10 protein-coding genes, 5 tRNA genes and 1 pseudogene are annotated in these 13,433 nt (G+C 61.3%); 10 read left to right on the top strand and 6 right to left on the bottom strand.

All coding sequences use genetic code 11. The features are described from left to right. Positions 1–17 precede the first annotated feature (17 nt). Positions 18–1,412: an NADPH-dependent glutamate synthase gene (gene gltA / locus ACNQFG_RS09360; RefSeq protein ID WP_423404698.1), complete on the bottom strand. Its 1,395-nt coding sequence runs from the start codon at positions 1,410–1,412 to the stop codon at positions 18–20. A gap of 1 nt (position 1,413) precedes the next feature. After that, entirely contained in the window at positions 1,414–2,256 is an 843-nt protein-coding gene (locus tag ACNQFG_RS09365; protein ID WP_044954207.1) for a sulfide/dihydroorotate dehydrogenase-like FAD/NAD-binding protein, read from the bottom strand. 338 nt (positions 2,257–2,594) lie between these two features. Here ACNQFG_RS09365 and ACNQFG_RS09370 point away from each other — a divergent pair. The 7 genes from ACNQFG_RS09370 to ACNQFG_RS09400 all read left to right on the top strand — a co-directional run bounded on the left by ACNQFG_RS09370 (position 2,595) and on the right by ACNQFG_RS09400 (position 6,776). After that, a tRNA-Gly gene (locus ACNQFG_RS09370) sits at positions 2,595–2,670 on the top strand. Positions 2,671–2,676: 6 nt separating this feature from the next. After that, positions 2,677–2,752: transfer RNA gene (locus ACNQFG_RS09375), tRNA-Val, on the top strand. A gap of 3 nt (positions 2,753–2,755) precedes the next feature. Then, positions 2,756–2,829: transfer RNA gene (locus ACNQFG_RS09380), tRNA-Asp, on the top strand. Between the two features lie 7 nt (positions 2,830–2,836). Beyond that, a tRNA-Phe gene (locus tag ACNQFG_RS09385) sits at positions 2,837–2,912 on the top strand. A 30-nt stretch (positions 2,913–2,942) separates the two neighbouring features. Next, a tRNA-Gly gene (locus ACNQFG_RS09390) sits at positions 2,943–3,018 on the top strand. 96 nt (positions 3,019–3,114) lie between these two features. Further along, positions 3,115–4,896 carry an ABC transporter ATP-binding protein gene (locus tag ACNQFG_RS09395; RefSeq protein WP_423404699.1) on the top strand — a complete coding sequence of 594 codons (1,782 nt, stop codon included), beginning with the start codon at positions 3,115–3,117 and terminating at the stop codon, positions 4,894–4,896. Next, a complete protein-coding gene (locus tag ACNQFG_RS09400) occupies positions 4,893–6,776 on the top strand; it encodes an ABC transporter ATP-binding protein (RefSeq protein WP_423404700.1) in 1,884 nt (627 codons plus the stop codon). Before ACNQFG_RS09395 ends, ACNQFG_RS09400 begins: the two co-directional genes overlap by 4 nt. A gap of 80 nt (positions 6,777–6,856) precedes the next feature. On the opposite strand, the gene ACNQFG_RS09405 is transcribed toward ACNQFG_RS09400, so the two are convergent. The 4 genes and pseudogenes from ACNQFG_RS09405 to ACNQFG_RS09420 form a co-directional block, all read right to left on the bottom strand. Next, positions 6,857–7,741 (bottom strand): HD-GYP domain-containing protein, encoded by an 885-nt coding sequence (locus tag ACNQFG_RS09405; protein WP_423404701.1) that lies wholly within the window; start codon positions 7,739–7,741, stop codon positions 6,857–6,859. Between the two features lie 265 nt (positions 7,742–8,006). Then, entirely contained in the window at positions 8,007–9,191 is a 1,185-nt protein-coding gene (locus tag ACNQFG_RS09410; RefSeq protein WP_179859500.1) for an HD-GYP domain-containing protein, read from the bottom strand. A gap of 23 nt (positions 9,192–9,214) precedes the next feature. Continuing rightward, positions 9,215–10,771: a glycerophosphodiester phosphodiesterase family protein gene (locus tag ACNQFG_RS09415; protein WP_423404702.1), complete on the bottom strand. Its 1,557-nt coding sequence runs from the start codon at positions 10,769–10,771 to the stop codon at positions 9,215–9,217. Positions 10,772–10,893: 122 nt separating this feature from the next. Next, positions 10,894–11,028: pseudogene (locus ACNQFG_RS09420) on the bottom strand (hypothetical protein); the annotation flags it as partial. Positions 11,029–11,361: 333 nt separating this feature from the next. Between ACNQFG_RS09420 and ACNQFG_RS09425 the strand changes: the two are divergent. From ACNQFG_RS09425 to ACNQFG_RS09435, 3 genes are all read left to right on the top strand, one after another. After that, the gene (locus tag ACNQFG_RS09425; RefSeq protein WP_423404703.1) at positions 11,362–11,586 is read left to right on the top strand and encodes a DUF1653 domain-containing protein; all 225 of its coding nucleotides are present in this window, start codon (positions 11,362–11,364) and stop codon (positions 11,584–11,586) included. Between the two features lie 4 nt (positions 11,587–11,590). Continuing rightward, positions 11,591–12,349 carry a formate dehydrogenase accessory sulfurtransferase FdhD gene (locus ACNQFG_RS09430; RefSeq protein WP_423404704.1) on the top strand — a complete coding sequence of 253 codons (759 nt, stop codon included), beginning with the start codon at positions 11,591–11,593 and terminating at the stop codon, positions 12,347–12,349. Between the two features lie 170 nt (positions 12,350–12,519). Beyond that, the gene (locus ACNQFG_RS09435; RefSeq protein ID WP_423404705.1) at positions 12,520–13,428 is read left to right on the top strand and encodes an FMN-binding protein; all 909 of its coding nucleotides are present in this window, start codon (positions 12,520–12,522) and stop codon (positions 13,426–13,428) included. The last annotated feature ends 5 nt before the right edge of the window (positions 13,429–13,433 follow it).

Raw genomic sequence — 13,433 nt, forward strand, 5'->3', positions numbered from 1 at the left:
CTTTTTATAGGACCGGTTTACTTATTCTGAATGTACTCGTCAATGGCCTTTGCAGCAGCCTTGCCTGCGCCCATGGCCTTGATGACGGTGGCTGCGCCGGTCACGGCATCGCCGCCGGCGTACACACCATCGCGGCTGGTCTTGCCGTCGTCGCCGTCGGTAACGATGCAGCCGTGCTTGTTGGTTTCCAGACCCGGGGTGGTGGAGCGGATCAGCGGGTTGGGGCTGGTGCCCAGACTCATAATGACCGTGTCCACGTCCAGCTCGAACTCGCTGCCCTTCTTTTCGATGGGGCGGCGGCGGCCGGAAGCATCCGGCTCGCCCAGCTCCATCTCAATGCAGGTGATGGACTTGACAAAGCCCTCGTCGTTGGCGTGGATCTCCACAGGGTTGCACAGGGTCTTGAAGATGATGCCCTCTTCCTCGGCGTGCTCCACCTCTTCCTTACGGGCGGGCAGCTCAGCCATGCCGCGGCGGTAGACGATGTACACGGTCTCGGCACCCAGACGCAAGGCGCTGCGGGCAGCGTCCATAGCCACGTTGCCGCCGCCCACAACGGCGACCTTTTTGCCGGTGCGGATGGGGGTCTTGCTGGTGGGCAGATAAGCCTTCATCAGGTTGGAGCGGGTCAGGAACTCGTTGGCAGAGTAGACGCCCTTCAGGCTCTCGCCGGGGATGCCCATGAAGCGGGGCAGACCGGCACCGGAGCCTACGAACACGGCCTCGTAGCCGTACTCGTCCATCAGCTCGTCGATGGTGAGCACCTTGCCAATGACCATATTGCACTCAAAATCAACGCCCATCTTCTTCAGGCCGTCGATCTCCTGCTGCACGATGGCCTTGGGCAGACGGAACTCAGGGATGCCGTACATCAGCACGCCGCCGGCCACATGCAGGGCCTCGTAAACGGTGACCTTGTAGCCAAGCTTTGCCAGATCGCCTGCGGCGGTCAGGCCGGCAGGGCCTGCGCCGATGATGGCCACCTTGTGGCCGTTCCATTCGGGCACGATGGGGGCGGTGTGCACATTCTCACGGTGCCAGTCGGCAACAAAGCGCTCCAGGCGGCCGATGCCCACTGGCTCGTTCTTGATGCCGCGGGTGCACTTGCCCTCGCACTGGCTCTCCTGCGGGCATACACGGCCGCAGACAGCGGGCAGGGAAGAGGAACGGTTGATCACCTGATAAGCGGCTTCAAAGTCGCCCTCGGCCACATGGCCGATGAACTCGGGGATATCGATGCCCACAGGGCAGCCGGTCTGGCAGGGTTTGTTCTTGCAGTGCACGCAGCGCTTTGCTTCGTTCACGGCCATTTCTTCGGTGTAGCCAAGTGCAACTTCCTTAAAGTTCTTGTTGCGCACATTGGGGTCCTGCGTGGGCATGGGGCACTTCTTCGGGTCCATATTGAAAGCCATCTTATTTTACCTCCTGATTGAGCAGATTGCATGCCGCTTCACGGGCGTGTGCCTCAAACGGGCGGTACATGGTGCCGCGGGCCATTGCCTCATCAAAATCCACCAGATCGCCGTCAAAGTCGGGGCCGTCCACGCAGGCGAACTTGGTCTCGCCGCCAACGGTCAGGCGGCAGCCGCCGCACATGCCGGTGCCGTCGATCATGATGGGGTTCATGGAAACGATGCTCTTCAGGCCATGCTTCTGGCAGGTCTTGACCACGAACTTCATCATGATCAGCGGGCCGATGGTGATGACCAGATCGTACTGGTTGCCGGCGGCCACCAGCTCGTCCAGTGCAGCGGTAACAACACCCTTGGTGCCATAGCTGCCGTCGTCGGTCATAATGCGCAGCTCGTCGCTGCAGGCTTTGAACTCGTCCTCAAGGATCAGCAGGTCCTTATTGCGGAAGCCCACCACGCTGTGCACCACACAGCCCTGCTCGTGCAGCTCACGGGCAATGGGCAGAGCGATGGCGCAGCCTACGCCGCCGCCCACGACACATACCTTCTTCAGGCCTTCCACCTCGGTGGCGCGGCCCAGCGGGCCTACAAAGTCGTGGACACTCTGGCCCACCTGCAGGCTGTTCAGCTCCATCGTGGTACCGCCCACGATCTGGAAAATGATATCCACAGTGCCCTTTTCGCGGTCGTAACCGGCCACGGTCAGGGGGATGCGCTCGCTGTCCTCAAACGGGCGCACAATGATAAACTGGCCCGGCTTTGCCTTTTTGGCGATCAGCGGGGCTTCAATGACCATCTTCGTCACGGTGGGATTCAGCGCGACTTTTTCAGTGATCTTATACATTGTGTTTGCTCCTTTTTCTGGCAGAATCTCGGCATGAAAATACGCCTGCCCACCCGCACGGCGGTGCAGACGCAGAAACATGCAGCATTTGACAACTCTATTATAAACTCTTTTATAAGGGAATGCAATTGAATTTTGCTTGTGTCTGCCCCGGCACAGGTGAAGAACGGGCAAAGCCCCGGCCCCCGCGCAGCCATCGTGAAAAAATTTTTCGCGCTGATGGGCTGTTTTTGCAAAAATTGAGCTTTTTTGAAAATTTATGGTTGACAAAGCCCCCGCCATGCGGTATAATAACCAACGTCGCCGGGAACGAAACCCCGGCACGACACATGGAATGTGCGGCCGTAGCTCATCTGGTAGAGCGCCACCTTGCCAAGGTGGAGGTAGCGAGTTCGAGCCTCGTCGGCCGCTCCATTTTGTGGAAGTTTAGCTCAGCTGGGAGAGCATCTGCCTTACAAGCAGAGGGTCAGCGGTTCGAGCCCGTTAACTTCCACCATTTGGCCCGGTAGCTCAGTTGGTTAGAGCACCAGCCTGTCACGCTGGGGGTCGTCGGTTCGAGCCCGATCCGGGTCGCTTTTATGCCTCTGTAGCTCAGTCGGTAGAGCAGGGGACTGAAAATCCCCGTGTCATTGGTTCGATTCCGATCGGAGGCACCAAAAACCGGCACACGCAAGTGTGCCGCATCTGCGGCCGTAGCTCATCTGGTAGAGCGCCACCTTGCCAAGGTGGAGGTAGCGAGTTCGAGCCTCGTCGGCCGCTCCAGACGAGAAGCCACTGCATCCAATGCGATGCGGTGGCTTTTTTCGCACAGTCGTTCAAAATTGGTTCGGAATCGGAACAGGAGGGAAAACTGCACCTATGATCTTTGGCAAGTATATCAACCGCTACTACCTCAGGTACGCCCCGGCGCTGCTGCTGGGGCTTGCGGCGCTGCTGACGGTGGACTACATCCAGCTGCTCATCCCGCAGCTGTACCGCCTGGTCATCAACGGCATGAACCTGGGGCAGGTGGTAGTGGGCGGCGAGACGCTGGCTTTCACCAAAGAGGTGCTGCTGCAGCACATCTGCCGGCCCATGATCTGGATCGTGGTCCTGATGGTCATCGGGCGCTTTTTGTGGCGCGTCTGCTTCTTCGGCTCGGCCGTGCGGGTCACGGCAGACCTGCGCGAGCGGATGTTCGACCACAGCCGCAAGCTCTCGCAGCAGTATTATCAGGTGAATAAGGTCGGCAACCTGATGAGCCTGTACACCAACGACCTCGACACCATCCAGGAGTGCTTCGGCGACGGTGTGCTGATGTTCTTCGACGCACTGACGCTGGGCCTGCTGGCTCTGTATAAGATGTGGCGGATGGACGTCCGGCTGACGATGCTCGCCCTCATCCCGGCCCTCATGATGTTCCTCATCGGTACGCTGATGAGCCGGGTGATGACCCGGCGCTGGGAGGAACGCCAGCAGGCTTTCTCGGATCTTTCCGACTTTGCACAGGAGAACTTCTCCGGCATCGCAGTCATCAAGGCCTTCGTTAAGGAGCTGAAAGAGCTGCTGGCCTTCCGGAAGCTGAACAAGGAGAACGAGGAGATCAACGTCACCTACACCAAGATCGCCACCCTGCTGGAAGTCCTCGTGACCCTCTTCGTTGAGTCGGTCATCTGCATCATCCTGGGCTACGGCGGCTATCTGGTCTACTGCGGCCGGTTCAATGCAGGCCAGCTCGTGGAGTACATCGGCTACTTCGAAGCCATCGTCTGGCCCATCATGGCCGTGTCCATGCTCATCGAGAAGACCTCCCGCGGCAAGGCGTCCCTCAACCGGATCACCGAGCTGCTGGATGCCCCCATCGACGTGGCCGACCGCCCCGGTGTGCCCGACCTGAAGGACCCGAAGGGCGCCATCGAGTTCCGGGACCTGACCTTCCGCTACCCGGACGGTGAGTTCGACGTGCTCAAGAACATTTCCTTCAAAATTGAACCCGGCGAGAGCGTGGGCATCGTGGGCAAGACCGGTGCGGGCAAGACCGCGCTGGTGGACCTGCTGCTCCGCACCTACAATGTGCCGGACGGCACCCTCTTCGTGGACGGGCAGGATGTGAACCGCGTGTCCATCCACTCGGTGCGCAATGCCTGCGCCTATGTGCCGCAGGAGAACTTCCTCTTCTCAGACACCATCGCCCACAACATCGCATTCGGCGTGGATGATGCCACCCAGGAGGACATCGAGCGGGCCGCCAGCCTGGCCGATGTGCGGGACAACATCGTGGACTTCAAGGACGGCTACGAGACCGTCCTCGGCGAACGCGGCGTCACCGTTTCCGGCGGGCAGAAGCAGCGCATCTCCATTGCGCGCGCCCTGCTGAAGGATGCGCCCATCCTCATTCTGGACGACTCCGTCTCGGCGGTGGATACCCGGACGGAGAAGATCATTCTGGACAACCTGAAGGCCAGCCGGGCAGGGAAGACCACCCTGCTCATTGCCCACCGCATTTCCACGGTGGAGCGGCTGGATAAGATCATCTTCCTCGAAGACGGCTGCGTCGAGGCCGTTGGCCCCCACGACGCACTCTATGCCTCCTGCGGGGAATACCGCCGCATGGTCGATCTGCAGCGGCTGGAAGACGAAACGGGAGGTGACGAGGCATGAGCAACCTGAATCCGCTTCTGCTGGTGGGCGCGGTCATCGGCGTCATCACCGCGCTGCTCATCGCTGCCTATGTCGGCGTGAAGGATAAGAAGACCTCCGTGGGCTTCGAGCGCAACATGGACGACGGTGAGATCCTGCGCCGTCTCGCCGGGTATGCCCGGCCCTATCTGGGCCGGTTCGTCCTCGTGGGCTTTCTGATGCTCTTCTCCATCGCCTACGACATCGTTTCGCCCCTTATCGTCGGCTCCATCGAAGAGATGGTCGTCGGCGAGTTTGAGCTGAACGCTCTCTTTGCGGGGGTGGCCGTGTATGCGGGTGTGCTGGTTTTTTCCATGGCCAGCACCTATTTGCAGGCCGTGATCTTGCAGCGGGTGGGCCAGCGCATCATTTCCGACCTGCGCGAGGACCTCTTCACCCACATCGAGTCCCTCTCCCATGAGCAGCTGAACGAGATCCCCGTGGGCAAGCTGGTCACCCGTGTGACCAACGACACCAACGCCATCTCGATGATGTTCACCAACCTGCTGGTGCAGCTGACCAAGAACTGCTTCGTCATCCTGGGCATCCTCATCGCGATGATCTGCCTGAACTACGAGCTGACCCTGATGGTGCTCTGCTTTGTGCCCTTCATCGTGCTCTTCACGGTCATCTTCCGCAAGTTCTCCCGCCGGGCCAACCGCAAGCTCAAGAACGCGACCACCGATATCAACACTTATCTTTCTGAGAACCTGTCCGGCATCAAGGTCACCCAGATCTTTGGCCGCGAGGACGAGAAGATGGCGGACTTCCGCAAAAAGAGCCAGAATCTGGCCCGGGCCAATCAGGAGCAGATCTTCGTGTTCAGTGTGTTCCGTCCGCTGGTGTATATGCTCTACATCAGCTCCATCCTCTGCCTGTTCTATCTGGGCGGCATGGGCTACCTGAACAACGTCAGCTTTCTGGGCCAGACCCTTTCCAGCGGCACGGTCGTTACCTTTTATATGTACATCTCCAAGTTCTTTACCCCCATCCAGAATCTGGCCGAGCAGTTCAACTGGCTGCAATCGGCGCTGGCCTCGTCGGAGAAGGTCTTCTCCATCATGGACCTGCAACCGAAGATGGTGGATGCCCCCGATGCCATCGAGCTGGACGAGGTGAAGGGCGAGATCGAGTTCCGCGACGTCTGGTTCAGTTATGTCCCCGGCGAGTGGGTGCTGCAGGGCGTCTCCTTCCACGTTGACCCCCGCGAGACCGTCGCCTTCGTCGGCTCCACCGGCTCCGGCAAGAGCACGATCCTGTCCCTCATCTGCCGCAACTACGAGTTCCAGAAGGGTGAGATTTTGATCGACGGCATCGACATCCGGAAAATCAAAATTTCCTCGCTGCGCCGCCACTTCGGCCAGATGCTGCAAGATGTGTTCCTCTTCTCCGGCACCATCCGCAGCAACATCGTCCTGCGGGAAGAGGGCATTTCGGACGACGAGATCCTGGAGGTCTGCCGCTACGTCAACGCCGACAAGTTCATCGCAAAGCTCGACCACGGCCTGGACGAGGAAGTCCGCGAGCGCGGCAACAACTTCTCGGCCGGTCAGCGCCAGCTGCTCAGCTTTGCCCGCACCATCATCCACAAGCCCAGCGTGATGATCCTGGACGAGGCCACCGCCAACATCGACACCGAGACCGAGCTGCTCATCCAGGACTCGCTGGAAAAGATGCGCACCGTCGGCACCATGCTCATCGTGGCACACCGTCTGTCCACCATCCAGCATGCGGACAACATCATCGTCCTCTCCCACGGCAAGATTCTGGAGCAGGGCACCCATCAGCAGCTTCTGGCCAACCACGGCCGGTACTATCAGCTCTATATGCTGCAGTACCACAAAGAGCAGCTGAGCCAGTGACCGCCGCCCCTGCCCGGCAGAGAATCTGAACAAAACAGGAACCCCCTCTTCTGCGTTTTCGGCGGAAGAGGGGGTTCGTTTCATTGCAGCAGCGTTTTCATTGCTTCGACACACACCGGGTCGAACTCCGTCCCGGCGCGGGCGGTGAGGGCCGCGGCAATCTCGGCGTCCGTCTCGTCCCAGCGGCGGTGGCGGTCGGTGAAGTCCGCCACGGCAAGGATGCGGGCCAGCAGGGGGATCTCCTCGCCCCGCAGGCCGGTGCAGTAGCCGGTACCGTCGTACCACTCCCGGTGGAAGCGTACCGTCTCGGCTACCCGGTCTACGATCTGAAGCTGCAAAATGATGGCATAGCCCCGCTCTACATAGGTCTGGTAAAGCTGGAACTGCTCCTCGGTCAGCTGCCGGTTCTGCAGCACAGCGTCCGGCAGGCCGACGGCTCCCACCTCATGCAGCAGGCCCGCATAGTAGCCATCCCGGCAGGCCGTTTCGTCCAGCCCCATCCGGCGGGCAAGCTCCTGCGTCAGCGCGGCCACCTGTTCGCAGTGCAGGTCCACTTCCGGCACTTTGGAGCTGAGGGCACTGTACATGGCCGTGATGACCTTGAGCGACATCTCCGAGAGCCTGGCTCGCTCAGCGTCGATGCGCGCCTGCAGAGTGACGTGCTGCTGCAGCTTTTCCACCCAGTAGCGCTGGATGAAGAAGGTGATGATGTAGGCGATGCCCAGAATGCAGAGGAACAGGAAGGGCAGGCGGGGCACAAAATCCGCCCCATAGCGGGCGGCGGGGTCTGCCACAAGGACGCCCCGCAGGCAGAGCATGACGCCCGTCAGCCCCAGCAGACTGAAGGGAGCACTGCCCGCGATGCCCAGGATGAACACATTGCAGAACAGGTAGATGAGCAGGAAAAAGACGCTGAAATACCCGATGGAAGCCTTCCAGAATAGCACAAAACAGCAGACGAGCATCACGGCAGAGGTGACGTAATCGTCCGCGCGGCTGTGTTGGCGGGGAAAGGTACCAGATCGACGCCGATGGCCAGCAGCATGGCTCCAAGCAGGGCGTAGAACTGGGCTGGGGCTCCATACCACAGCGCCACCGGCAGCTGCACCAGCCAGAGCAGCCCTAAGACCCCTTTGGTATAGAATGCCAGCTCCGGGTCCTGGTAGTGGATGCGGATGGTCTGGAGAAAAAGGGAAAAAACGAGCGTTTCATAGGCAGTTCCTCCGGGGGTCAGGCCAGCGGGATGCCGCCGGTCTTCAGCAGGTCGATGACCGCATCGGCAACTTCGGGCGAAAACTGGGTGCCGCGGCCCCGCTCAAATTCAGAGAGGATGTAGTCGAGGTCGCAGCGCTTGCGGTAGCAGCGATTGGAGCTCATGGCGTCCAGTGCGTCGGCTGCGGCGATGACCCACACCATGCGGGGCAGATCTTCGCCCATCAGCCCGGCGGGGTAGCCGGTGCCGTCGTACCGCTCGTGGTGGTAGCTGGCCCCCAGGTCGGCCTGGGGCAGAAATTCCAGCCCGGCCAGTATTTTTTTGCCCCACAGGGTATGCTGCCGCATCACATCGATCTCCGCATCCGTCAGGCGGCTGGATTTGTTGAGGATGGCATCCGGCACGGCGATCTTGCCGATGTCGTGGAGCAGGGCACTCCGGTAAAGCCGCTCCAACTCCTCTTCGGAGAGAGTGGGGTCCAGATGCTTTGCAATGATGCGGGAATACTGCGCCACCCGGCGGGAGTGTTCGGAGGTGTAGTGGTCCTTCTCGTCGATCATCTGGTTGATGGCGGCCACCGAGCTGAGGATCAGCTTTTGTGCCTTGCCCATGGTGGCCTGCACTTCGGCCTCCATCTCCTGCTCGGTCTGCTCCCGGCGGATGCGGTAGGATTTATAAAACAGGTCGGCCACCACCATGGCCAGCAGGAACTCCCAGTAGAAGACCGGGTAGTAGATGCGGTAATCCCTGGGGTAGGCGTTGGCCAGCCGCTCCGGGGAGCCCCAGAGCAGTACCATGGCGCACAGCCCATAGGCCGAGCAGATCGGCACCGCCTGCTTCAGGCCCAGCTGGATGAGCAGGATGGCGGGCAGCAGGAAGAGCCACAGGGTCTGGAAGCCGTCGTTTTCGTTCGAGACAAAGCTGCACAGACTCATCAGAACGATGAGAACGGCCCCCGCAAGGACGGTGCGCTTCGGGTGCCGCACATGGGAGAGCAGCAGCGATACCCCGAACAGCGTCAGGCAGATGAACAAGGTGGAGACAAAGACGATGGGGCGGTCAAAGCTGTTGTAGCTCAGGTTCAGCATCACCAGCACCACCGCAGACCAGAGCAGGATGCAGCGCATACAGGCACTGTTGATGGGGGCCGTTTCTTCGTAGCGGCAGACATCGGCGACCAGATCGCGGATTCGTTGGAACATGGCGGGCCTCCTTTTGGCGGGGATCATGCGGCATCCAGGAACTCTTCCGGGTCCTCGATGACATCTTCGATGACATCCTCCGCCTCGTCCGAAACTTCTTCGTCCGGGGCAGGGAAGAACCAGCCCTGGATCGCATCGCGGAGCGAGAGCAGGGTGGTATCCATCTCGGCATTCTGGCGCAGCAGCTCATGCACCAGGTCGGGCTTGTCGGTGATGAGGTCGTCTGCGCCCAGCTCCATCATGTGGCGGGCGTCGTCCTCCTGGGCGATGGTCCAGGCCGAGATGGTCTTGCCGCGCAGGTGGATCTGATTGACCATGCCGGAGGTGATGAACGTATGCTCCACGCTGAAAAAGTCGGCATCCGGCAGGTCGTAGTAGTTACCGACGCCCAGCGCCAGAATGTAGCCGGTGGGGATATCCGGGGCCTGCTCCTTGACTTTGTGCAGCGTCTCATAGCTCTGCGAGGTGATGACGCAGTGCCCCTCGAAACCGTACGCCCGAAGCAGGCGGACGGTCTCAGCTTCCAGCGTCGGGGTGGCGGCGCTGGGCTTGATCTCCACGTTCAGGTCGATGCGGCCCTGACAGAGCTGCAGCACTTCCTCAAACGAGGGGATGCGCGTCCCGGCAAAGCGGGCGCTGAACCAGCGGCCCGCGTCCAGCGTTTCGATCTCCGCAAAGGTCAGATCGTACACCTTGGCGTTTTTGCCGGTGCAGCGCTTCAGGCTGGTGTCGTGGGTCACGACCACCACGCCGTCCCAGCTCATCTGGACATCCAGCTCGATGCGGTCGCCGCCCTTCCGGATGGCGGACCGGAAAGCGGGGATGGTGTTTTCCGGGGCAATGGAGCAGTCGCCGCGGTGGTAGGTGACAAGGGGCGTCACACCGCCCACCGCCGAGAGCAGGGCGTCGTCCTGGGGCAGGCTGAGCAGATAGACCGTGGCGGCGCAGCTCGCGAGGGTGACGCCTGCCACAAGAGCCGTCAGCAGCAGACGGCCGCTGCGGCGGGCGGGCTTATGATCCGGCGGCACGTCCGGCTGGGGCAATCCCTGCATCCGGAAGTAGAGCAGACCGAGGATGGTGCACTGGGCCACAGTGACCCGGCAGTCCAGCAGAAAGCCGAAGAAGGGCAGCTCCACCAGCTGCAGTGCGCGGGAGAGCAGCAGCATGGCGCGGGTGCTTTCCAGCCCTACCAGCGCCGCGATGCCGTACAGCAGGGCAGCGGCCAGCGCAAAGAGCAGGCCGGTACGCAGCAGCACCCCGATGTTCCACCGGGCCAGCGCAGTCAGGACTTCGCAGAACCGCTGCTTCACACAGCGGCAGCTCTCTTTCACGGCAGAGCCGAACGATTTGCGTTCCAGCATGAACAGGGGCAGCACCAGAGCAAAGAAGACGGTCAGCAGCACAACGGCCAGAATGCCTGCCCCATACAGCGCCAGAATGCCCGGCTTTGCCCGGATGACGCCCAGGATATATTCGGGCACGGCCAGCTGGGTGATGTAGCTGGCGGTGACGTACATGTCCGTGAACGGGATGAGGAGCACACAGTAGAGCAGGATGGGCCAGTTTTTCGGGTGCAGCACGTGGCGGATGTCCGCGAGGGAGGCCCGGAACAGGGCGGGCAGACCGGAAGGCTCCCCCGGCGGGCCCGGTCCAGCCCGTGCAGCACGATGGAAAATTCATACAGGTTCCAGAGCGCCACCAGAATGGCGATGAGCGCGATGCCGCCCAGAATGCTGGGGGCCGTAAAGATCTGGTGCGCGTTGGTGTTCGTCAGGTAGTTCACCGGCGAAACGCGGAGCGTCAGGCTCCAGATGCCCCGCATGGCGGGGAGGAACACAAGCTCGGTGAGGAGCTTATACAGTACGATGGCGGTGATGAGGGCAGTTTCGGCCCGCCGGACGAGGGCCTGTGTTTCCTGCCGAAGCGCCCGGTAAGCGGCATTTGCCTGCCGCAGGGTGCAGTTGGAACGGCTCAATAAGATCTCACCTCGGTTGAAAGATCCGTTTTTTCAGAACGTTATATATTTATAAGTAGTATACCACAAAAAACGGCAAAAGAAAACGACTCTTCCCGACCGTTTCGCCCAAAATTTGAGGCGATTTTTCTGGCATCTTTTCAGCGGAGCGGAATCATGATACAATAAGAAAAACATCAGCAGGAGGAAAACGGGATGGAATTCCATTATGAGATCAGGCCCGGCCGCTACCGGCATTTCAAGGGCAACGAATACGAAGTGCTGGGCATGGCCCGCCACAGCGAGACCGAAGAGGAAATGGTGGTGTACCGCGCCCTGTACGGGGAACGCGGGCTTTGGGTGCGTCCTGCCGCCATGTGGTGCGAGACCGTGGAGCGGGACGGCAGAGTTCAACCCCGCTTTGCCTACATCGGGGAGTGAGCGGATGAAGATCGTAGACCGTTTTGGGAGCCGGCCGGGGGCCGAGCTGGTCCGCCTGCCGCAGGGCGGGGAACGGCTGCTGGCCGTTGAACACGCCGCATCCCTCCTCGTCAACGAGCAGACGGCGTTCCGGGTGGTGTGCACCCCGGAGCTTCTGCCGCAGCTGGCGCTGGGCCGCCTGCTGACCGAAGGGTGGATCGCCTCCGCCGACGAGGTCGAGCAGGTGGCTGTCTGCGCTGAGGGGCTCAAGGTCAGCGTCCACCTGACCCACCCGCTGGCTGCGGCCCCCGCCGCCGGGCAGGAGGTGCCGAGCTGCTGCACCGACAACCTGACCGTGGCCTCTCCGGTGGTACTCCGCCCGCTGGCCCCGGTGCCGCAGCTGGATGTGCCGGAGGCCTGGGTCGGGATGCTGGCCGCAGCCATGGGCGGGGAACTGCCGCTCTACCGCGCCACCCGCGCTGTGCACAGCTGTTTTCTGCTGCGGGCGGGCCGTATCCTGTACCAGTGCGAGGATCTGGGCCGCCACAATGCACTCGACAAAGCCGTCGGCTGCGCACTGGCGGACGGAGTGCCGCTGGGGGAGTGCGTCCTTTACACCAGCGGCCGGGTGCCAGTGGATATGGTACGCAAGGCCATCCGCGCCGGTGTTCCCGCCCTCGTCAGCAAGACGATGCCCACCGTTCAGTCGGTGGAGCTGGCGGAAGAATACGGATTGAGGCTGCTCATCCAAAAGAAGAACGAATTTCACGCAAGAATTTCGTGAAGGTTCCATAAAAATCTGGAAAATCAAGCGGGTATACGTTGACTAACCTGTGCGGATGATGTTATTCTTATAACGAAGATACCGTTCGGCACTGTTGCAGCAGGCTGAGCGGCTGTTTTTCGTGCATGGAAGCTCTCCGTGCATGACGATAAGAATAGGCAGGTGAAACAATGAAGCAGGCAAATCATGCGCCGCAGCCGTTGTGGCGCAGACGGCTGCCGGGCTATGCCGCCATGGGCGCGGCCACACTGGCAATGGCGCTGGGTCTGCATGGGTTGATGAGTGCCCGCACCACGGTGGCAGGCACCCTTCTGCCCCTGGCAGATGCCGACGCCGCTACCTATGGCATCCGCGCGGTGTACCAGCTGGACGAGAACACCTATTATGTGGTGGGCACCCAGAAGGGCTTCCAGAGCGATGTAGAGGCAGGCGTGACCCTTGACAGCACGGGCAATGTGCAAAGCGTTGCCATCCTGGCGCAGGGCGAGACCGACAACCTCGGTGGCCAGTGCGTAGACCCGGAGTTCACGTCCCAGTACCAGGGCGCAGCTCCTTTCGCGCTGGCAGGCAAGGCTTACACGGTGACCGACCCGGCCACCGGCACGAGCTATGCCGCCGCAGGCAGCAGCGAAACAGAAGCCCCCGCAGAGGATTTTGACCCGGCCAACTGGCGGGTCAGCGATGCTTCCCCGGAGGCCGAGGCCACCCGTAAGATGTACGAGGCGGGCCTCACGCTCTCGGCTCTGAACGGTCAGCCGCTGGACGACGAGCTGGCACCTCCGCTGGATTCCAGCGCTGAGGCTGTGGCACGCCGCAAGCTCTATGCGGCAGGCCTGAGCAAGAGCGCACAGGACGGCGAGGACCAGGCATCGCCCTTTGCAGACTGGTCGGCAGAAAAACAGGCGGCCTACCGTCTGGAACAGGCCGAACTGACGACTTCCGGTGAGGACGCCGGTGCCGCCAGCGCCGACCTGACCGAGGTGGATGCACTGACGGGTGCAACGATCACCTCGACCGCCGTGACGAACATCGTCAACAACAGTTATTTCTATGTGACCGAAGTGCTCAGCGCAGAGTAACTTCA

It is taken from the genome of Faecalibacterium prausnitzii (assembly GCF_049532945.1).
GTDB lineage: Bacteria > Bacillota > Clostridia > Oscillospirales > Ruminococcaceae > Faecalibacterium > Faecalibacterium prausnitzii_N.